This is a genomic window from Nostoc sp. CCY 9925 (genome assembly GCF_963920935.1).
Taxonomy (GTDB): Bacteria; Cyanobacteriota; Cyanobacteriia; order Cyanobacteriales; family Nostocaceae; genus Nostoc.
On sequence record NZ_CAWUDO010000063.1, the window covers coordinates 20682 to 41878 of the forward strand.

General features: G+C 41.6%; 21 protein-coding genes. 8 read left to right on the plus strand and 13 right to left on the minus strand.

Features of this window, described 5'->3' with window-relative positions; translation table 11 throughout:
- Positions 1 to 24: 24 nt before the first annotated feature.
- Complete coding sequence (locus ACM0OY_RS26150) at positions 25 to 462, minus strand: hypothetical protein (protein ID WP_414571737.1); 438 nt, start codon at positions 460 to 462, stop codon at positions 25 to 27.
- A gap of 852 nt (positions 463 to 1314) precedes the next feature.
- Between ACM0OY_RS26150 and ACM0OY_RS26155 the strand changes: the two genes are divergently transcribed.
- Both ACM0OY_RS26155 and ACM0OY_RS26160 read left to right on the plus strand, forming a co-directional pair.
- Positions 1315 to 1548 carry a helix-turn-helix domain-containing protein gene (locus ACM0OY_RS26155; protein WP_414571738.1) on the plus strand — a complete coding sequence of 78 codons (234 nt, stop codon included), beginning with the start codon at positions 1315 to 1317 and terminating at the stop codon, positions 1546 to 1548.
- Between the two features lie 136 nt (positions 1549 to 1684).
- Positions 1685 to 6163: an ATP-binding protein gene (locus ACM0OY_RS26160; RefSeq protein ID WP_414571739.1), complete on the plus strand. Its 4479-nt coding sequence runs from the start codon at positions 1685 to 1687 to the stop codon at positions 6161 to 6163.
- Positions 6164 to 6262: 99 nt separating this feature from the next.
- Here ACM0OY_RS26160 and ACM0OY_RS26165 read toward each other — a convergent pair whose 3' ends face one another.
- Positions 6263 to 6700, minus strand: coding sequence for a DUF6918 family protein (locus ACM0OY_RS26165; protein ID WP_414571741.1), 438 nt, complete (start codon positions 6698 to 6700; stop codon positions 6263 to 6265).
- Between the two features lie 730 nt (positions 6701 to 7430).
- On the opposite strand from ACM0OY_RS26165, the gene ACM0OY_RS26170 reads away from it, so the two are divergent.
- Positions 7431 to 7640, plus strand: a complete 210-nt coding sequence (locus ACM0OY_RS26170; protein WP_414571742.1) for a hypothetical protein — start codon at positions 7431 to 7433, stop codon at positions 7638 to 7640.
- A 10-nt stretch (positions 7641 to 7650) separates the two neighbouring features.
- Here the strand turns inward: ACM0OY_RS26170 and tsaB are convergent, their stop codons facing one another.
- From tsaB to ACM0OY_RS26205, 7 genes are all read right to left on the minus strand, one after another.
- Positions 7651 to 8298: a tRNA (adenosine(37)-N6)-threonylcarbamoyltransferase complex dimerization subunit type 1 TsaB gene (gene tsaB, locus ACM0OY_RS26175; protein ID WP_414571743.1), complete on the minus strand. Its 648-nt coding sequence runs from the start codon at positions 8296 to 8298 to the stop codon at positions 7651 to 7653.
- Positions 8299 to 8348: 50 nt separating this feature from the next.
- Complete coding sequence (locus ACM0OY_RS26180) at positions 8349 to 8774, minus strand: hypothetical protein (RefSeq protein WP_414571744.1); 426 nt, start codon at positions 8772 to 8774, stop codon at positions 8349 to 8351.
- Positions 8775 to 8792: 18 nt separating this feature from the next.
- Entirely contained in the window at positions 8793 to 9545 is a 753-nt protein-coding gene (locus ACM0OY_RS26185; protein WP_414571745.1) for a DevA family ABC transporter ATP-binding protein, read from the minus strand.
- A 41-nt stretch (positions 9546 to 9586) separates the two neighbouring features.
- Positions 9587 to 10753 (minus strand): ABC transporter permease DevC, encoded by a 1167-nt coding sequence (gene devC / locus ACM0OY_RS26190; protein ID WP_414571746.1) that lies wholly within the window; start codon positions 10751 to 10753, stop codon positions 9587 to 9589.
- A 13-nt stretch (positions 10754 to 10766) separates the two neighbouring features.
- Positions 10767 to 11102 carry a DUF2834 domain-containing protein gene (locus ACM0OY_RS26195; protein ID WP_414571747.1) on the minus strand — a complete coding sequence of 112 codons (336 nt, stop codon included), beginning with the start codon at positions 11100 to 11102 and terminating at the stop codon, positions 10767 to 10769.
- Between the two features lie 55 nt (positions 11103 to 11157).
- A complete protein-coding gene (locus tag ACM0OY_RS26200; RefSeq protein WP_414571748.1) occupies positions 11158 to 12462 on the minus strand; it encodes an ABC exporter membrane fusion protein in 1305 nt (434 codons plus the stop codon).
- Positions 12463 to 12755: 293 nt separating this feature from the next.
- Positions 12756 to 13334, minus strand: a complete 579-nt coding sequence (locus ACM0OY_RS26205; RefSeq protein WP_414571749.1) for a TetR/AcrR family transcriptional regulator — start codon at positions 13332 to 13334, stop codon at positions 12756 to 12758.
- Between the two features lie 367 nt (positions 13335 to 13701).
- Here ACM0OY_RS26205 and ACM0OY_RS26210 point away from each other — a divergent pair, with 367 nt between their 5' ends.
- Together ACM0OY_RS26210 and xerC are read left to right on the plus strand one after the other, a co-directional pair.
- Positions 13702 to 14055 (plus strand): hypothetical protein, encoded by a 354-nt coding sequence (locus ACM0OY_RS26210; RefSeq protein WP_414571750.1) that lies wholly within the window; start codon positions 13702 to 13704, stop codon positions 14053 to 14055.
- 644 nt (positions 14056 to 14699) lie between these two features.
- A complete protein-coding gene (xerC, locus tag ACM0OY_RS26215; protein WP_414571751.1) occupies positions 14700 to 16022 on the plus strand; it encodes a site-specific integrase in 1323 nt (440 codons plus the stop codon).
- Positions 16023 to 16150: 128 nt separating this feature from the next.
- Here the strand turns inward: xerC and ACM0OY_RS26220 are convergent, their stop codons facing one another.
- On the minus strand, positions 16151 to 16444 hold the full coding sequence (locus ACM0OY_RS26220) for a hypothetical protein (RefSeq protein ID WP_414571752.1): 294 nt from the start codon (positions 16442 to 16444) through the stop codon (positions 16151 to 16153).
- 33 nt (positions 16445 to 16477) lie between these two features.
- Positions 16478 to 16813, minus strand: a complete 336-nt coding sequence (locus tag ACM0OY_RS26225; RefSeq protein WP_414571753.1) for a hypothetical protein — start codon at positions 16811 to 16813, stop codon at positions 16478 to 16480.
- Positions 16814 to 16979: 166 nt separating this feature from the next.
- On the opposite strand from ACM0OY_RS26225, the gene ACM0OY_RS26230 reads away from it, so the two are divergent.
- Complete coding sequence (locus ACM0OY_RS26230; RefSeq protein WP_414571754.1) at positions 16980 to 17159, plus strand: hypothetical protein; 180 nt, start codon at positions 16980 to 16982, stop codon at positions 17157 to 17159.
- A gap of 674 nt (positions 17160 to 17833) precedes the next feature.
- Here the strand turns inward: ACM0OY_RS26230 and ACM0OY_RS26235 are convergent.
- Entirely contained in the window at positions 17834 to 18565 is a 732-nt protein-coding gene (locus tag ACM0OY_RS26235; RefSeq protein ID WP_414571755.1) for a hypothetical protein, read from the minus strand.
- Entirely contained in the window at positions 18562 to 18879 is a 318-nt protein-coding gene (locus ACM0OY_RS26240; protein WP_414571756.1) for a hypothetical protein, read from the minus strand. Before ACM0OY_RS26240 ends, ACM0OY_RS26235 begins: the two co-directional genes overlap by 4 nt.
- Positions 18880 to 19290: 411 nt before the next feature.
- Here ACM0OY_RS26240 and ACM0OY_RS26245 point away from each other — a divergent pair, with 411 nt between their 5' ends.
- Together ACM0OY_RS26245 and ACM0OY_RS26250 are read left to right on the plus strand one after the other, a co-directional pair.
- On the plus strand, positions 19291 to 19674 hold the full coding sequence (locus ACM0OY_RS26245) for a Bro-N domain-containing protein (protein WP_414571757.1): 384 nt from the start codon (positions 19291 to 19293) through the stop codon (positions 19672 to 19674).
- 149 nt (positions 19675 to 19823) lie between these two features.
- Positions 19824 to 21188 carry a histidine phosphatase family protein gene (locus ACM0OY_RS26250; protein WP_414571758.1) on the plus strand — a complete coding sequence of 455 codons (1365 nt, stop codon included), beginning with the start codon at positions 19824 to 19826 and terminating at the stop codon, positions 21186 to 21188.
- Positions 21189 to 21197 lie beyond the last annotated feature (9 nt).

Below are 21197 nucleotides of genomic sequence, written 5' to 3' on the forward strand. Positions count from 1 at the left end.
CTATTTTTACTGTTATTTTTGTCCCTATTCGTGAAAATTTTGCAGCTTGTTTGGATTTACCCAACGATTCACAGATTCGTTTTTATTTTTGTATACCTTAATTTGCACTTCCTTGGAACCTAACTTGACTACTTCTGCGGGAATTCTCTGGATATCAGCAGAATCACCACGAGCTTTATAAAGCCAAATCACTTTTTGACCTACTTCAAAGTAGTCAGGATTACTATTTAACGAAGGCGCTGTTTTTGCCCAAGTGGGAGAAGCAACTACTAAGTTGCTCAAAAGTACTAATAACACTACAGTAATTTGGAAAAATTTGATGCCCATTACGGTTAGTAAATTTCTAGACACAGTTGGAATGCTAATTGCTATAACTGTTTGAGATAGTTTATTTATTACCTTTCTCAAAGCTGATTTTGAAATTGCACCTAGTTGATAAATCTTACTTCGGGAATTTAGCATTTATTTACTCTGGTAATACTGACCAAATATTGATTTTAGTTCTATTTTTAGCAGTTATTGTTATTTTGTAAAACTCGTTTTTTTGTTAATTAAGTGAATAATGATTCAGTAATTGGTTGTAAGATTTTAAATCTCTAGAGGAATCCGGTTTGATTTATGAAAAAATCCGTACACTTATAATACCCTTCTTAACTATTGCCTATTGCCTGTTCCCTGCCTCTACGAGTAATTTCAAAAATCAAATACTAGTCCTATAGTAATTACACAATAAACAAAATTTTCAATAAAATCAAATATTATTGCTTGTTAAAAGCATAAATTAAATTGATGGTAATTTATCTGAATAAATTGCTCAATACAGTTGGTGAGTGACAAGAGATTTTCCGGAGAGTGAATTAGACAAATTAAATCAGGACTTACGCAAAATCATGAAAAAACGTAGATGCAAAGCGGCTTGCCGTAGGCTACCGCAAAGGAAGGATTCGCGCAGCGTCTCGTTAGAGAAGGACACGTTCGCGCAGCGTCTCGCAGAGAAGAAATAAGAGTTTCAGAGAGCTTTTGCGTAAGTCTTATAAATATCAAAACCAGAAATAAAGCTTGTTTTACTTGCCAAGTATGGCTCGGAGAATTTGCCAAATATGGCTGATATGGCTGTTGATGAGTTCTATCATCGAATTTTTGGTGAGCGATCGCACTAAATCAGCTCGTCTATTCTAGCTAATGAAAAAAGCTCCTGAAATTACAATCTCTATCTCAAGAATAATTGACGCCAAACAACACTCTATCCTAAAACATTAGATATATAGAGCATTATAAACTTTAATTTATATGCCTCACAGTAGAGGCCTATTTGTGGCAAAACAACCCAATATTGGCAAGCTAGTTCGTGCCCTGCGGCAAGAATTAAATCTGTCTCAAGAAAAATTTGCTGCCGAGTTTGGTGTCACTTTTGCAACAATAAACCGTTGGGAAAATAAACGTGCAACACCTTCTCCTTTGGCAATGCAGCGTATTAGTACCTTACTCAATGAGTTGGGCGATCGAGGTAAAATTCTCCAAGCCTCATACTTTGGAGAAGAAGAGTAGGCTTGTTTTATGGTGCTGAGTTCGGAATCATAATACCCACTCAACACTTTTTTGGTTATACCAGAAGAGGATTTTGTCCAGTAGATGACCACAAATGTAGCTTTGTACCCGACCCATGACTAATCGAGATGAACCAATGAAAAACGAGTCAACGTCAGCAAGCAACGCCGACGGTAATTTTCTTCTCGGTGGAGGTGAAATGGGTGCGCGGATGCGAGAACTGGACTGGTCGAAAACCTCCCTTGGTCCAACACAGCATTGGCCGCAGAGTTTGAAAACTGCGGTGCGGATTATGCTGACTTCTCGTCAACCGATGTTTGTCTGGTGGGGCGACGAACTGATTAATCTTTACAACGATCCTTACAAAGCTATTATTGGCGGTAAACATCCAGAAGCACTCGGCCAGCCAGCTTCCCATGTGTGGCGGGAGATTTGGGATCAGGTTGGGCCGCGAGCGGAATCAGCGATGCTCAAGAACGAAGGCACTTACGACGAAGCGCTACTGCTGATTATGGAGCGTAACGGCTACCCAGAGGAGACTTATTATACTTTTTCCTATAGCCCGGTTCCCAATGATGAGGGCAAGACAGGTGGGATCATCTGTGCCAACACAGACGACACACAACGCATCATTGGTGAGCGTCAGTTAAAACTATTACGGGAGTTAGCAACCAGGACAGCAGATGCACGGACATTCGATGAAGCCTGTACACTGAGTGCGAGTTGTCTGGAAACCAACCCTTATGACTTACCCTTTGCAATGATTTATTTGGTCGATCCAGACCAACAACAAGTTTTTCTCGCCAGAACATGCCGCATTCACCCAAACCATATAGCAGTTCCAGAAACAGTTGCTCTTGATTCTGATGCAGTTTGGCCTTTTGCGGAAGTCATGACAACGCATCAAACAAAACTCGTTGACATTTTAGAAGCCGATTTTGGCAGCTTGCCTTGTGGTGTATGGCAGCGATCGCCACATCAAGCAGTGGCTGTACCCATTGCCCCATCCGGTCAAACGGGCAAAGCTGGCATCTTAGTTGCTGGCTTGAACCCCTTCAGACTCTTCGACGAGAGTTATAGAGGATTCATCGAACTAATTGCGGCTCAAATTGCAGCTAGCATTGCCAACGCCCAAGCTTACGAACAAGAGCGCAAACGCGCCGAAGCTTTAGCAGAAATCGATCGCGCCAAAACTGTCTTCTTTAGCAACGTCAGCCACGAGTTTCGCACCCCATTAACTCTAATGTTGGGGCCACTAGAAGAAATCTTAACCAATAGTGGCGGCCTGTTACCAGCCAACGAACAAGAGCAGTTAAAAATGGTGCAACGTAACGGACTGCGCTTATTGAAACTAGTCAATAGCCTGCTAGATTTCTCGCGTATAGAAGCCGGACGGGTTCAAGCCTCATACGAACCCACGGACCTTGCCATGTTCACCGCCGAACTAGCTAGTGTTTTTCGTTCAGCAATTGAACGGGCAGGAATGCAGTTATTAGTTAATTGTCCTCCCCTACCCGCACCAGTGTATGTAGATCGCCAAATGTGGGAAAAAATTGTTTTTAACCTGCTGTCTAACGCATTCAAATTCACTTTGGCAGGAAAAATTGTGGTGAATTTGCAGTGGCTGGAGAAAGAGGACAAGGGGACGGGGGGATACGGGGAAAGAGGACAAGGGGACAAGGGGACGGGGGGACACGGGGAAAGAGGACAAGAGGACAAGGGGACGGGGGGATATGGGGACGTAGGGAATTTATCACAAAGACTCACCGCATCTCCCCCTCTCCGTGTCCCTGCGTCCTCCCCCGCGTCTGCATTCGTAGAATTCTCGGTGCAAGACACAGGAATTGGTATCCCAGCAGCAGAAATCCCCCACCTGTTTGAACGATTTCACCGCGTCAAAGGATCGCAAGGACGAACTTTTGAAGGGTCAGGAATTGGTTTGTCGCTGGTGCAAGAATTGGTGAAAATGCATGGTGGAACAGTCCAAGTAAGTACTGTTCTGGGAGCAGGCAGTTGCTTTACTGTTTCTATTCCTACAGGCTATGCTCATTTGCCTCCAGACAGAATTAGCGCCACTCGAACCTTAACTTCAACAGCCTTAGGTGCAGCACCATATTTAGAAGAAGCTCTGCGTTGGCTACCCGAAGACGATGAGGAGCAGGGGAGCAGGGGAGCAGAGGAGCAGGGGAACAGATGGGAAGTCTCACAGCAAGTTCTCTCCTCTGCCCGTCTGCCCCTTTGCACCTCCGCTCCTCTGCCCAGTTCCGCCCGCATTCTCCTAGCTGATGACAATACTGATATGCGGGATTATGTCAAGCGGTTGTTAAGCCAGCACTATGAAGTGGAAGCAGTGGCGGATGGTTTAGCTGCTTTGGATTCTGTTCGTGAACGTCTGCCAGACTTGGTGCTGACGGATGTGATGATGCCTTCCTTAGATGGCTTTGGATTGTTGCAAGCATTACGAAGCGATCCACAGACGAAAAAAGTGCCGATCATTCTGCTGTCGGCACGGGCAGGAGAAGAGGCACAGGTGGAAGGGTTAGAAGCTGGAGCCGATGATTACCTGATTAAACCGTTCTCTGCCCGTGAATTGTTAGCACGGGTAGAAGCAGCCTTAAAAATGGCTCATCTGAGACAGGAGGCAATGCAACGGGAACAAGAGCTACGGTTTGAGGCGGAGGTAGCAAAAGCACACTTGGAGACGGTGTTAGCTGGTATCCAAGACCAGTTCTTTGTATTGGATAGCGAGTGGCGCTACAGTTTTGTCAATGAGCGGGTAGCTGAATTTGTGGGCTTTTCCAAGGAAGAGTTGCTCGGTAGGAGCATTTGGGAAATATTTCCAGATGTAGTGGGAAGTGAGTTTTATACCCAGATTCATCGGGCGATCGCGGAACAGACCGTGGTTCGCTTTGAATACTTTTATCCTAGATGGAATCGCTGGTTTGAGAATCGCGTCTATCCCTTCTCAGAAGGGGTATCAGTTTTTGTAACAGATGTAAGTGATGTCTACGAGGAACTACGCTTACGCAAACAAGCAGAAGAAGCACTTCGGGAAAGTGAGCAACGCTTTCGGCTAATGGCAGATTCAGCACCGACATTAATTTGGATGTCTGGCGTCAATAGATTGTGTAATTATTTTAACAAGACTTGGTTGGATTTTACTGGACGAAGCATAGAGCAAGAGATGGGCAATGGTTGGACTCAAGGAATACATACCGACGATCTCCAATCTTGCTTAGATACTTATGTGAATGCCTTTGATGCTCGTCAAGGGTTTCAAGTGGAATATCGGCTCAAACGCTTTGATGGCAAATACCGCTGGATTTTTGATGTCGGTGTACCGAGGTTTACTGCCGAAGGCGACTTTTTGGGCTACATCGGCTCGTGTATTGATATTACCGAACGCAAGGAAGCAGAAGAAGGACGCGATCGCCTGCTGCAACTTGAGCAAGCTGCCAGAACCGAAGCTGAAAGAGCTAACCGCATCAAAGATGAGTTTCTAGCAGTGCTTTCCCATGAATTGCGATCGCCCCTGAATCCGATTCTCGGTTGGGCAAGTTTGTTACAGACTCGTGAGTTTGACCAAGCCGCAGTCAAAAAAGCGATCGCCACCATTGAGCGTAATGCTAAATTACAAGCTCAGCTGATTGAAGATTTGCTCGATGTTTCTCGCATCTTACAAGGCAAGCTCAACCTCAACATGTTTCCTGTAAATCTCACGTTTGTGATTGATGCAGCATTGGAGACAGTGCGTTTAGCAGCAGAAGCTAAAGATATTCAAATTCATAAAACCCTCGATACTTCTGTAGAGCAAGTTTTGGGTGATTCCGGTCGTTTACAACAAGTAATCTGGAATTTGTTATCAAATGCTGTTAAATTCACTCCCCAAGGAGGAAAAATAGATATTCAACTCCAGCGGATTGACACTCAAGCTGAGATTATTGTCAGCGACACAGGCAAGGGGATCAGCCGCGAATTCCTTCCTCATGTGTTTGAATATTTTCGTCAAGCTGACAGCACGACAACCCGAAAGTTTGGTGGCTTGGGGTTAGGGTTAGCAATTGTCCGTCATTTGATAGAACTACACGGGGGAAGGATTTGGGCAGAAAGTTTAGGTGAAGGGCAAGGAGCTACTTTTACAGTCAGGCTACCGCTAATTAAAAAAGATTTAAGTGGAAAAAAAGACAACAACATTACTGCCTCCGATGCTTCCCCTACAACTGAAATTCTTACAGGCCTCCAAATTTTAGTTGTGGATGATGACGTAGATACCCGTGAATTCCACAGATTCGTGCTAGAACAGGCTGGAGCAAAAGTAACTGCTGCCGCATCCGCTTTGGAAGCACTACAAGTCTTGGCACAGTCAAAACTGGATATTCTGGTGAGTGATATCGGAATGCCAGAAACAGACGGCCACATGCTGATGCGCCAAGTTAAAGCATTGCAGGCAGACCAAGGCAAACAGATTCTGGCGATCGCTTTAACTGCTTATGCAGGAGAAATCAACCAGCAACAAGCACTTGAATCAGGGTTTCAAAAGCATATATCCAAACCCATTGAACCAGAGCAGCTAGTCAAGGCAATTGCTACTTTGATTGGTAGAAGTGGGGTATAGGGCATTGGGCATTGGGCATTGGGCATTGGTTATTTCTCCTCCTGCCCCCCTACTTCCCCTGCCTCCCCTGCCTCCCCATGCCCCCTGCCCCGCACCCCCTCATCCCTTAGTGTGCTTGTCGATGATGTTGGCTAAGTCTGGTACCGCCTCCTGAACGTGTTTTTTGGCTGAACCGCGGAGTTTTTCATAAGTTCCTCGCACGATTTGGCGTTTCACAGTTTTGAGCCTCGCGTCAGTTACGCTTAAAAGCGCATCTGCTGTGTCTGATGAATTCGCAATCACGTGCCCCACTGGGTCGCCCTTCTGGACTCCTTCATTCCAAATGGGATCGAGCGCCGTCAAGCACTGGGGCAAAAGTTGTTCAACAGCATAAGGAATGTATCCAGGCTTGATTCCCTTTAAGGCCCCGAAGGCAGCTTTCAAAGCCATGCCACTGATACCTGACTTGGAAGCAACCTGTGTTTCGAGCAGGTTGCAGCAGTCTTCTACGACCATAGCTTTTTTGTTTGGGTTCAAAAGTCCGTCGTTAAGTCCCATTTCACTCCTCCTGAGAATTTCAGTACTCAATTTTCATTCGACTAATTTTTTAGCAAGCAGGAAATTACAAAATATGGTACTAGGGATGCCATTATCAGTCCTAAAGATAACCTTGCTATGGTGTTCAATGGTAGTGTGAAAGTTAGATATAACCTGATTACGTGATGTTAGTATTACTTAAATAGCAAAATTCTAAGTAAATACAATTAATTTTTCTCATTAACTTGATAAACTTTATACTTTTTTCCAGATTTGAGGTAAAACACCAACAGATGCTTAACCAGCTGTTGAGAATTCTAGCAAGTACTGGTGCGATCGCAAATACTAATTTGCCGAATAATTGTCATACATAGCTAAATGACTATTAAGCAATATTTCTTCAACACAATCATTAGTTTGTGTACAGCACTTTAAAAAAAATCACTCTGATAGCAAGTTTGTGCCAATAGCATGTACAATTTTTACTTAAAATTTAAATGATGCTACACAATGTGTGAGCAGCAAGTTTAACTTTACGAGTCGTGATGCGTAAAGCCCCTGTACTTTACCCGGATTTCTCACCACATCTCTCAAAACCTTAACTATTAAACGCACGACCTTGGGTGAATTGTTCATGGTTGTGGTTGTTGATGGTCGGTCTGAGACTGCTATTGCTGTTTGAGCCTAAAATCCCTCGAATTCAATTCGGGGGAGTATGTCAATCCTGTAATTTCTAGTAGGGTGTAAGGCTATGATTTCTCAAGATTATGATTCAATTTCTGTTGTAAATGAACTGCTGAGAAAAATCAGAATCAAAGAAAGTCAGCTAAAAATTGCACAAGAATCTGATATGGTGAAAGTGATTACAGCATTAGAGACTCAACTGTTAGAATTACGGCATCAGTTATCAGAGTCACCAGACTCTGAATTGCAAGCATTGATGAGTTTGCTGGACGATTGAATGTTCTAGATTAAAGTTCAACTGGATGTTGCCCATAATAAGGCAAAGCCTCTGACCAATGAGGAGACTTGCCATGTTGCCAATCAAGTTCAGCTAATTCCAGAATACTTGTTACCGTCGCTGCTAACCCAGATTGGGCTTGAATCAGCTGATAACTGGTGTTCCAATTGGCTAAAGTTTCCTGCCATATTTCTGGTGTCATAACTGTATCTGGCAATAAGGGTATTAGTCCAGAAGCATCTGGCATGGGTTGATAAATAGCAGCAAAAATTTGGCCTCGTTGTCCTGGCATTTCCACAGCAAGAGTTTTTGGATTTTCGCTTTTGGTTGCTTGTGACCAAGCTACCGCAGCCAAAGTTGAAATTGCAAATACAGGAATATCTAATTGTTGCCCCAAAGTTCGGGCTGTAACAACACCAATCCGAGTCCCAGTAAAGCCACCAGGACCTTTTGCAACTGCGATAAAGGATAAATCTGCCCAAGTTTGTGGTTGGATAAATTCAATTAGATATTGATGTATTAAGCTAGATAAATCACGCCCTAAATTCCAGACTTGAGAGCGAGTTTCATCTGAAAAATTACTAATTCCTATACCTAATTCTGGAGTCGTAGTATGCAGTGATAAAGCGTATTTTTTTGTAGCAATTTTCGTTGACATAAACTATAAAATTATCCTAAATTCAAAAAAGACAGCAATTTGCAAGTAAATCAATAAGTAATTTTAAGCATTAAAAGTGCTACGAGTAATAGCCAAAAGATTGGCAATCCAAAATAGATTCCTGCGTAAACAGCGTTATTAGTACGTGTCTTGATAGGCTCCACAGAAAGCCAAACATTCATGATTGCAACATTAATTATTCCCAGAATGAAGTGTAAGCCTAATACGAAGATTATCAGGCTAATCACAGAGACAACTTCTAAATTCAGGTATTGTCCCCAAGCAATCACCAGTAGAAACAAAGTGCTAGCAAGAGCCAGCCAGCGTATGCCCATAACAGGAAAAAAGATAATAGCTGCCTCATTGGCAGTAGTTCCAGGATGTGTAAATGGGGAAATAGGCAATGACCAAAAAAATAGTAAAGCGGTAGTGCCAAGTGAAGTAAACCAACAACCACAAAATAAAGCTTGTTTCATAACCTTTTATCGCTACTTTTACTTGTTTGTTGTGGTATTATCTACGCCATCTGCCTTTAGCTGACCATCTTCCATATAAATGATGCGATCGGCAATATCGAGGATGCGGTTGTCATGGGTAACTAGCAAAATCGTACAGCCTTGTTCTTTGGCTAGCTTCTGCATTAATTCCACGACATCGCGCCCAGATTTTTTATCGAGTGCAGCAGTGGGTTCATCTGCTAAGACAATCTTAGGATGGCTGACTAAAGCACGAGCGATCGCTACCCGTTGTTTTTGTCCTCCAGACAGTTTCTCTGGGTAATAATCTACCCGATCTCCTAAACCGACAGTTTCCAAAATGGCGATCGCTTGAGCATTGATATCCTGATTTAGAAAATCTTCATGCAATTCCAAAGACATTCGCACATTTTCTTTAGCTGTCAAAAAAGTCATCAAATTATGCGCCTGGAAAATATAGCCAATATTGCGGCGAAGCTTCGTTAACTGCTGCTTTTTGGCACCGCGAATTTCCTCTCCTAAAATTTTGAGACTACCATCTTGGGCAGAACGCAATCCACCCATGAGCGTCAAGAGAGTGGTTTTTCCCGACCCTGAGGGGCCAGTCATAATCACGATTTCCCCGGCGTTAATCTCCAAATTAATATCGAATAATACTTGTTTGCGAAGGGCACCTTCACCAAAATAGTGGTTGAGGTTACTCACAGAAATCACAGGTTCTGAAGCAGAAAATATCGAATTGGAATTTAGTGGTAAAGATTTTTGCAACATAGGATTTTATAGAGAATGGGGCATTGGGCATGGGGCATACCCTAAAACACATCAGCAGGATCGGCAGCTCGCAGCTTTCGCATAGCGATCGCACCTGAGAAACTACACATGATCGCAGTCAAAATCCAGACGGATATCGCTCGTTCGAGCTTCATAAAAATAGGCAGCATCGTCGCACTATAGGCAAGTTGATACAACCCAAAAGAAAGGATTAATCCGGGAATGAAACCCAAAATGGCTAACAACAATGCTTCTTGAAATAAAACTCCCAAAAGATAGCCATCAGTGTATCCCATTGCTTTGAGTGTGGCGTATTCTGGCAAATGGTCAGAAACATCTGAGTAAAGGATTTGGTAAACAATAACAATACCAACAATGAACCCGACTCCTGTACCTAAACCGAAAATGAAACCAATAGCAGTACCAGCTTCCCAGTATTTTTTCTCAATTTGGGCAAATTCTTCTGGAGTCAAGACTTTGACATCTTTGGGTAGTGCTGCGGCAAGTTGCAATTGCACTTTCTGGATATCGGCACCCTGTTTGAGAGTGATTAATCCAACTGTGACGCGATCGGGTTTACTATCTGGGAATAGTTGCAAAAAAGTCGAGTCACTGGTGATGACGTTACCATCAGCAGCAAAGGAGGCGCCATCAGTAAACAAGCCTTTAACGGAGATCAGTTGATTATTCAGTTCCGTCTGAAAGTTGCCTGTTTGATTAAAAATATCGGCAACTGTTCCGTATTCCGGACGCCCAGCTTGGTCAAACAGAACTTGATACAACTGTTTGAGGTGATGCTGATTTTGTTTGATTTCGGCAGATTTGAATGCGGGTTGTGTGGGATCGATACCCCAAACTAAGATAGGCCGATCGAGACGTGTTTGAGGATTTCGCCACTCTGCGGTGCCGATGTAGACAGAATTCACTGACTGAACACCGTCATAACCCAATGCTTGGTACAATCGCTCTCTGGAAAAATTTTTCACTGAGAACAGAGTTTGAAATTGGGGATTAATCAAAACTAAATCTGCCTGTAAATTGCGATGGGGTTTGATAGCTGCATCAAAAAGCGCACTTTCAAATCCCAACTGAATGAACATCAGTAAATCAGCAAAAGTAATACCTGCCACTGCAACAGCCAGACGGGTTTTTTCTTTCATTAACTGCCGCCATGCTAGGGGCGTTTTACGAAACATTTTGGAAAACATATTGAATAAATGTTTAATAACCCACTATGTCAACTTGCTGTTCAAGCTGGCGCTGTCGCATGAACAGAAATAAGGGAAGACCTAAGGAAACACCAACCAAAAGATTACAACCAACATAAATCCAGAGATTTTGCATTTTCAGACGTGTACCTTCCGTAAATACAAATGTCCAAAATACTAGCGAAGAAACGATAAGATCCATGCCAAAAAATCCGGAAATTTTGTTAGCAAACAGTTGTTCAAAAAACAATTTGATATCAAGACCATGCTCTAAAAGAAATGGAACAAATTGGGAGTAAGGTAAAACGAAGCCAAGGATACAAAGCAGAAGGTATATGGTTTTAAGCATGATTGAACTCACTCGATAAGAGATACTGGAATAAACGAGATGGCAAACAATAACTCTATATTTCAATTGCTGTCTGTACTTGTAAGTTGGTGAAACCTGCAACTCGCTTACTATCTTCAGGATTGAGGCGAATTTTCACTTCAACGACTCGGCGATCAAGGTTTTCACCAGGTTGGTTGCTAAAAACGTTTTGTCTAATGATTTGGCGGCCAATTTGGGCAACGGTTCCTCGCAGTTCTCCAACAAATGCCTGACTGGTAATCACTGCCTGTTGTCCTAGTTTCACTTTAACGATGTCGGTTTGATAAACTTCTGCTATTGCCATCATTTGGTCGTTTGGCGCTAACTCTGCAATGCCAGAATCACTAATTTTTTCTCCGACTCGCGTATGAATTTTGATGATCTGTCCCGCCATTGGTGCTTTGATATAAGCTCCCGCTAACTCAGTTTCGGTATGTTTGAGTGTGGCGATCGCATTTTCAACTTCTGTCTTGGCAGCGGCGACATCTACATCTCGAACTTCTGCAATACTCGTGAGTGTGGCTTTGGCTTCGCTGACTTGCTTGTTACCAGTGGCGTTGGTGCGGGCGAGTGCTGCTTTGGCTTCGGCGAGTTCTTTGCTAGCGGTGGTGTTAATCCGGTTGAGAACTGCTTTGGCTTCGCCTAGTTGTTGTTTGGCAGTTTCTACAGTCAAGTTTTTAGTGTCATACAAAGAATTAGAAACTGCTCCTTGGGAAAATAGCTGCTGATAGCGTTGATATTCAGCTTCGGCATTGTTCAGTTCTGCCTCTAGCTTCTTAATGGTTGCTTCTTGGGCGATTTTGTCTCCTTGCCATTGTGCTTCTATGCGGGCGATCGCTTCCTGTTGTGCTGTGATATCTCCTTCGGACTGGGCTTGCAGGCGTTCGACGCTTGCCTGCTGAGCTTTGATTTCTCCTGCTTTGGCTCCAGCTTCTACTTGAGCGAGTTTAGCTTGGGCAACTTTGACTTGTTTTTGCGCTTGTAGTACGGCTGCTTGCAAGCGATCGCGGGCGTCTAAAATTGCGATGGTTTGTCCGGCTTGAGCGCCATCGCCTTCTTTGACTAAAATTTGGGCAACGCGATCGCCATCCAAAGCCAACGGTGCAAATAAGCTAATTACCTCGGCTTCTGGTTCTAGTCGTCCTAAAGCAGTTACTTTTTGAGTCTCTGGTGTAGTTTCTACCGGCTCAGATGAGGCAGTTTGATTAACCTGTCCAAACTGAGAAATTCCATAAAAAACGATTCCACCTGTAATCGCAGTAGCTGTAATTACTAATGCAATTAACCCTTTATTGGCGGTTTTGGATGATACCTTTTCAACCATCTCTTTTGCTTTCATAAAAATTTGTCTCGGTGTATTAACTCAGCTGATGGTGCAAATCAGGCAATTTTGGATTTTAGATTTTGCAAAAATTCGAGCCAGTGCCACCTGAGTGCCTTGCCTCAAAGCTAAGACTTGCAGCTGAACTTTTCAAAACAGTCAATCACGAGAAAATCCTACAACTAAGGCATAAAAATATTTCTTTCCCAGTCAACAACTAACGCTATTTTCAAGCTAGATTTTAAATTTATTCCACCGATAAATCCGGGATCTTTTATTATCAATTATTAGTTATCAATTAATTCCAATAATTAATAATTGCTATTTTGTGGTAAATATGCCGTCAGCATTTTGCCTAACAACGCACATTGTTCAATGAAATCAATTGTTTCATTACCCCATAATTTCTCCAGAATTAAGCCATTGACAAAACTCAACACAAAGGAAGCTAGCACTGGATCTTGAACACCTAAAATATCATAAACAGCCTGCTGATACTGCTTATTATTATGCTTAAAAACACTATTGCTCTGTATACTATTACCCTCTTGGTGCTGACAAAAATCAATCCAAATATAAGTCCACTTAACAAAATAATCTTCATTGTTCACTAGGTATCTTCCTAGTGCTTCCATTGCCTCTTGTAGGGTTTGCGCTCCTTCCAATTCAGCTAAAGCTGCACTTACATCTTGTTGACATATCTCTTGGGCTAGTTGCTCAAACAAACTTTGTTTACTAGGAAAATAATGGTACAACGTCCCCGTGGAAACCCCTAATCCTTCAGCAATTTGGCGCATAGTGATGGAAGCATAACCTTTTTCGGCAAATAAATCAAAGCACTTTCCGAGCAGTTCTTTACGATACTGCTCATGGTCAACAATTTTAGGCATGGCTTAGTTTATTTATATCGAACGGTCGTTATATTTCATTGAAACAGATTAATAACTTCTATGTCAAGGCATCACTGGTTGATTTAAATCGAACATAAATTATAGTTTAATCTAGTTTTGCTCTACATGTAATACTCATCACTATTTTTTGCCATAATTGCTTAAATCTAGCTATAAATAATATTTTTTGACCAAAAAATATTGTCTAATTTCCAACTGTTATCTGTTGATTTTACGTAACATATAATTGACAACCTAAGTATATACACAATACAATCATTATTGTTGAGGCTAAAGATAGAGTTAATTCAAACAATTTACCCAAAAAATAAAGATAAGCAATATACAAATAATTGGGATAAAACAAATGAACACCAAAATTATTGCTTTCTTGGGAATTACGGCTGCCTTTGCAAGCTTAGGAAGCCAAGTATACGCGCAGTCATCACTATCAAGTCCAAATCGACAGCAATATACAATAACCGGAGATTCTCTAGTTGGAGTTGATAATAGAACAGCCCAAGATGACTTTACAAGGTTTTTTGAGCCAACTAATCCATCAAGCATTTCCAACAATAATCGAAGAGACAATAAAACTCCAAATCTAATGCGCTTTAATGAATCATTAGGGCTGCCAGATGCTTCAGTTTTCCTAGCACCTGCTCAGTCTGGGACTGAAAATGATGGATTGCAGTTACAGTTAGATCTAAGTAGAGAATAATCAACAATTAGTCATTAGTCCTTTGCAAATAGCCAATGCCCTGTTTGCCCAATATCTGTTGACTGATTTCAAGAATCCACTTTCCCTAGTAAATACAGCAGATTTTAAGGAAAGTGAAGCACATAACCTGAGAGGTTGTTTGAAAAGTGTTTCGCTGTGACTTTAGGCACTTCTAGATCCTCCTTAGCTCTTAAAAAGGAGGGGACTGGAATCAAAGTCTTCCTTTTTAAGGGAGATTTAGAGGGATTTAAAACTTTTGATACCAACAAGAGGACTTTTAAAACATCCTCTGACTCTGAAAGCCAAGCGTAAAGCTTGTTTGACTCCTGAATTCTGACTCGGAGAATTCTGAATTCTGCTGTAATTGTGCAATCATTTTGCAGTAAAATTAGTCGTCTAGATACAGGAGGGCTTTTTGCGACGACTCGTGTCATCATAGTGCGCCACGGTTGTTAGGTACAATGCTTATATATCAGTTATCTAAAAACTGATTTCTACATTTTGAGCATTAAATGAGCATTATGGTAAACAGCAGCAAAACACCGACTGGTAAAGCAAAGAAAGGTCAGGTAACGGTACGTCTAGACTCGAAAGTAATTAAGGCTTGCTTTCCTCGTCCCTATTTCCCCGGTGAGACGAATCAAGTGAAAAAAGGAACGGGTATTTCAAACGTAGAAGGATGGGAAGGCAAGGCGGATTTATTGAGACGACGCTTGCAGCTAGAGGTGGAAGAAGGGAAGTTGACCAACCCAGATGGAACCTTTAACGAAAGCAGGTATCGTGAGATTCTTGTTGGACAGAAACTTAAACCAGATTTAAAGGTGGTAAAGAGTGCCCTAACCTCAGATGGTCAGTTGCCGCCCAAGCCTGAGTTATCCATTTTTGAAGTATGGGATATGTATTGTGAGTACAGGAAAGGCGATTTAAGGGAAAGTGTTTACGAAGGTAAATATCAAGGAAGATACAAAAATTTTCTTGAATCAGCGATTGAAGCTACCAAATCAGAAGACCCGTTAAAAATTAGAAATTGGTTGACTGAGAATAGAAGCTTGAAAACAGTTAAACTTGTACTTTCTAATTTAGAGAAAGCTTATCAACTAGGGATGAAGCAAAAGCTTTTATCCCATAATCCTTTTGAGGGGATGGCTGAAGAGATAGTCAAAAAAGGTGCTAGAGGAAAGACTCAGGATGAAGTAGACTCAGAAAGTGATGATGACGTATTGGATAGGGGGAAGGCTTACACATGGGATGAAGTGCAAATAATACTTGAGTATGTGCAAGAAAAATACCCTCACTGGTACAACTATTTAAAGTTTAAATTTCTCACAGGTTGTAGGACTGGTGAAGGAATAGCTTTGATGTGGTGTGATATTGAATGGGATAAGGAACGGGTTTTAATTCGTAGAACTTATGATCGAATAACCAAAAAGTTTTATCCTTTAAAAAATGACAATACATACAAAGGTGAATTGGTTCGGAAGTTCCCTATCCCTAAAAACGGTGAATTGTGGAATCTTTTAAAATCAATACCCCAAGGTAAAGATAACGAAATAGTATTTAAGTCTAAATTAGGAAAAATAATTGATGATACAAATTTTAGTCAAACATGGCGTGGGAGAAGGAATTTTAACCGTAAAGGAATAATTACCCAATTAATAGAGGCAGAAAGACTAAATAAATATCTATCACCCTACAACACACGACACACATTCATCACTCATGCAATTTTTGATTTAGGAATTGACGAGAAAGTAGTAGCTAAATGGTGTGGACATACTATTGATGTAAGCAATAAACATTATCAAGATATAGCTATTTTTGCTGAAAGAATTAATCCTGAAGTACCACAGCAACAATCAGAACTCGACTTATTGAAGGAACAGTTACGACAACAACAGGAAGCAATGAAGCAACAACAGGAACTCATCAACAAACTACTCCAGAATGGGGATAACTTGAAATCGTAACAAAATCAAAACGGATTAAATCCTATCCTACCTACAGTCTTTGAACTAATACTTCAACAACTAATAAACCCTCTAAGAATCAACATCCTAGAGGGTTATTTTTTGTTACCTCACCATTAGTTATGCAATCAATTCCACACAGGTGTTTGCAAACTAATAAAATACACTAACTGTTTAAAATCACAGGGCATAGGAGGGATGACTATGGCTGTAGGATATTCCTTTCTGATTAGCGGATAATATTCCTTTTCTACTTCTACATGATAGCCATCGTAATAACCGTAAATGCAGTGAAGTACTGCATGAGCCATATCACGGTCAGCACATAGGTAATAGATATCAAAACGAGAACTTCCTATACCTGTGGGTATGGTTACTCGCCATAAATCATACCTTGGTTCCGTAACTAAAGATTGAGTCATGATGTTTTTCCTAATCGTCTAAATATTTCTCGCCTAGTCACCAAGTAAGTCCATAACTTGCTCTAGCAGTGATTTAGCCTTGTACAGGTTAATAAGCTTCTCTTGTTCCCATCTGGCAGGTGACTGCATTCTCTTACCTTCCAGGGAGATTTTAATCAGTGCCGCTTGTTCATCAGTGGGTGAGTTCATCTCATCTAATGCCGCACCGATAGCTTGGAAGCTAGCGAATGATAGTCGCCTAAGTCCTTTCCCTTCCTGTAGTTGGTTAAGTGCTATAGCGGGGAATGCCATCAACGAGGTAATGTAGCTGACCTTGTATCCTGCATTCCCTGTTGGCTTGATGCCGTAACGACGGCATAAGTCTTTCAACTCGGTGATAGTCTTTATTTCGAGTTCTGAACGTGTAAACATGGTATTACCATTTTTCAAAGTGGTATCGGTAGGTAAGAAGTTTGCAAGGCTGTAATACCTACCGATTTGAAATTGTATTTCGATGTACACGCCGAAATAAAGCTACATTTACGTTTCTACACAAATGCCTAACCCTAAAGGTAACCCTCAAAATTTTGATAATCCATCAAGTCAAGAATTGAATACTACTTTTACTTTTAGGTGTACAGAAGGGATGAAAGAAGAGATTAAGGCACAAGATAACCCTGCACAGTTCTGTAGAGATGCCATTCAAAAAGCGTTAGACGAGAAGCGGGGAAAGTAATTATTATCGGGTTTACTCTGTGACTAAAAGTAGGTGTAACGCTTGTCGAGCTACCCGCCACAAAGACAAGGCAACAGAAAGTTTTTTTCCTACAGGTTAACCTGTCTGAATAATATTTTCTTCTAGACCGTGTTTGTAGCGGTTCACATGGTCAGCAAAAGTGGGCGTTTTCAAAACTTGCCTCGTAAATCGCCATGAAGCCATCTGATTTTAGGATTTTGGTGGTGTCCAAGGTAAACTATCTAACCATGCCTTGCTGTCCATCCTAGATAGCCTTTAAGAAATGTCTTAGCAAGCTCATAGGTAGAGTCATTTAACTCTTGCACCACGATACCCTAATACAGCAAAACACTTTCCTGGGGTATTTTGGTGCAAGGTATACCTGTATGTGAAAAGTGACATCACTAGGTGACATATTTTTATGTCACTTGAAGTGTCACTTAAAAATGTCATTCAATAATAAAGGGAAGCATGAGTAACGTATCAATACCTTGTTTGTGAGTGACATCTTTTGATGACATTTTAAATGACATATTTTAATGTCATCTGTGTATGTCAGTTTCTACGCAAGGGTATACCTACCCATAAAAAAGCCTAGCAGTGATATGCTAGGCATAAGTATTAATCAGATTTGATATCCTCTTGGTGATTGCAGTTACTAAGGGGATATTTTGTTACTTGGCAACATCAGTAAGCGCTCTAGTAACACGCTCAGATATTCCGCCTTTCCAATACTTTGAAAACTGAAACTTAACCTTAGCTATTTTGACGAGTAATTCTCTGTTCGCTACATGGTTTAAACCAATATCAGAAGTACCATTTATCAACTCCAACTCTCTTAGTTCGGATGCCGTCTTACCACAAACAGCGATAGTAATTGCATCGTGCGCCATAGCAGCGTTGAACTTCCATCTGATACAGCTATTAGTAAACGATGAATGCACGTCCCTACAGTACTCTCTAGATTGTTCCCACGAGTCCCTATTAATAACCGATTGTTGCTCATACTGCTGTTCACTCTTGGACTGATTAAAGGCAGTGTCGCAACGACGTTGTAGTGTTTCTTGTCCACACGCTCTAACGAGTGCTTGAGCCTTGACATTACCTTTAAATGCCTGGTCGAGCCAGAAGTCAAACGCTATCGATATGGGAACTACTTTTATCCGCCCTCTACCGCCACGACTATCGGCTTTACTTTCAATAGCAATCCTGTAATCCTTAAAGTCTTTGTCTGGCAAGACTTTGATGTTGCTTTCCTCTAAAAAACGTAATGCATAAATCCCTTGCAAGCCAATAACATTAGATGCTTGGTTTTGACTCATAACGTAACTTCCATCAGGCATTTGAAATACTTCTACTTCGATGCCAGCTACTTGAGTTAATGCACGTTTAGCTTTAGTTGTCATAATTGACCTTCCTGAATATTCTCTTGGTTGTCGGCGTAAATTTTGGTAGCATCAATCCCTAGTTTGTCTAGGAGAATTCTAAGTGTTGAAACAAGCTTACGTGCTTGCTCATAACGTGGTGAAGTACTCTTTTCTTCACAAGTCTTTTCCCACGTATCAACCTCTTTCTCTAGGTCGATCAAGAGTTGATAAATGTCGTCTAACTTGTCAGCAATAGAGTCAGGAACCCACTTTTGTACTAACTCACTGGCATATTTTTTCTTCCTACCTGAACCCGGTCTTCTCTTGCCACTACTTGGAACACCTCTAGGCATAAAATCGGCTCTTATGTGTGTACTAGGCATTAACAGCGCTATGGAATCGCTAAATCTCTGAATCCCTTGCTGCTACTTCCTTATACTATTTATGTCATATAAATAAAAGAATGCCAACTATTTATATCACAAAAATAAAATAAAAAGCTACAACGTTTACTGTGACTGCACTTCAGGGCGAAACTTAGCTTGTATTGTCAATAATCGCTTACAGGTATGCCTTTTGTTGTGTCTTTAAGGCTTTTTTTGTAAGCTGCAATCCTTAGTACGTAAGCTCATTCTCAATAATTTGCAATAGATAACCCGGCAATACCGGGCACACTTATGTTTTTGAGTGACATATTTAAGTGTCACTTTTAATGACATTTCTAGATGTCACTTAAAAACAATACACACAGGAATTGAATAAAAATGAGTAACTTATCTGTTTTCAACTTTGAGTCACATGAAATACGCTTTGTTGGCACGGCTGATAACCCTTGGTGGGTAGCGAAAGACATTTGTGATGTGTTCGGACACAGTGACGTTAGTATGATGCTGAGTAGACTTGATGACGATGAAAAGGATACAAAGAATGTTTGTACCCCTGGTGGAAATCAAGAAATGTTATGTGTAAACGAGTCAGGTTTATATTCCCTCGCTCTCACCAGTCGCAAGCCACAAGCTAAGCGCTTCAAGAAGTGGTTAACATCAGAGGTTATTCCATCTATCCGTAAGACTGGTAGTTACAGAACAGGGCATAAACCCTTGTTAGCGTTAGTCCTTGAAGTAATAGTAAAGATTATGGGAATATAGGATAGAAAAGATTTTACGCTCTCACTGTTGAGCATCAGTTGAGCATCAATGCTGGGTATGAAAATATACCAATTATTCGTACTCAAATACTGAAAATAGGGTAAATGAGCATTATATGAGCATTTTTTAGAAAGTGAGGGCTGAAAGTATTGAAAAGTAAGAGTTTAAAAGTCATCATAGTGCGCCACGGTCAAAGCGGTTATAACACCGAGCGGCGTATTCAAGGGCGCACTGATGCGTCAAAATTAACCGACAAAGGTCGTAACGATGCCAGTAAACTAGGCAAAGCCCTCAGTAATATTTCATTTAATGCGATTTACAGCAGTCCCCTGCAACGGGCGAAACAGACAGCAGATATTATTCATAGTGAGTTAGCTTCTCATGCTGAACAGTCTGCCGTAGTGCAAGCTTCTGATTTGCTGCTAGAAATTGATTTGCCTTTATGGGAAGGAATGCTCACAGCCGAAGTCAAGCAGCAGTTAGCCGAAGACTACCGCACTTGGCACGAACGCCCCGACCAATTGCGAATGCTGCTGAATGATGCCCAAGGGACAAGAGAACATTTTCCAGTTCTGGCTTTATACGAACAAGCGCGGCAGTTTTGGCAAGAAATTTTGTCCCAGCATCAAGGCGAAACCATTCTGATTGTCGGACATAACGGTATTAACCGCGCCCTGATTAGCACAGCATTAGGAATTCCTCCAAGTCGTTACCATTCAATACAGCAATCTAACTGTGGTATCAGCGTACTAAATTTTGCTGGGGGATTGGGGGAACCAGTCCAGCTAGAGTCTTTGAACCAGACGCAACACACCGGGGAAGCTTTACCCTCATTACGACCAGATCATCAAGGAGTACGGTTACTGCTGGTGCGTCATGGGGAAACAGAGTGGAATCGCCAAACCAGGTTTCAAGGGCAAATTGATGTCCCCCTCAACGATAACGGTAGACAACAGTCGCAAAAAGCAGGTGAATTTCTCCAAGGAATAGCGATCGATTATGCTGTCAGTAGTCCAATGCTACGTCCTAAAGAAACAGCAGAAATTATTTTAAAACAGCATTCTAACGTTGAGTTGGAATTACAAAATGGTTTAAGAGAAATTAGTCACGGACTTTGGGAAGGAAAATTAGAAACAGAAATAGAACTAGAATTTCCCGGAGAGCTACAGCGCTGGCGGTTAGTCCCAACCGAAGTCCAAATGCCTGAAGGAGAAAATCTGCAACAGGTATGGGAACGTAGCGTTGCAGCTTGGGAATCAATTGTGCAAACAGCATTAGCTAATCAACTGAAAACCCTCTTAGTAGTAGCCCACGATGCTACGAATAAAACATTGCTTTGTCACATTCTCGGTTTACCCTTAGAAAACTTCTGGAACTTTCGTCAGGGGAATGGTGCCGTTAGTGTGATTGATTATCCTTCTGGACTAGATGGTTTACCAGTACTGCAAGCAATGAACATCACCACTCACTTGGGTGGAGGCGTATTAGATAAAACAGCAGCAGGGGCATTGTAGGGGAGACGC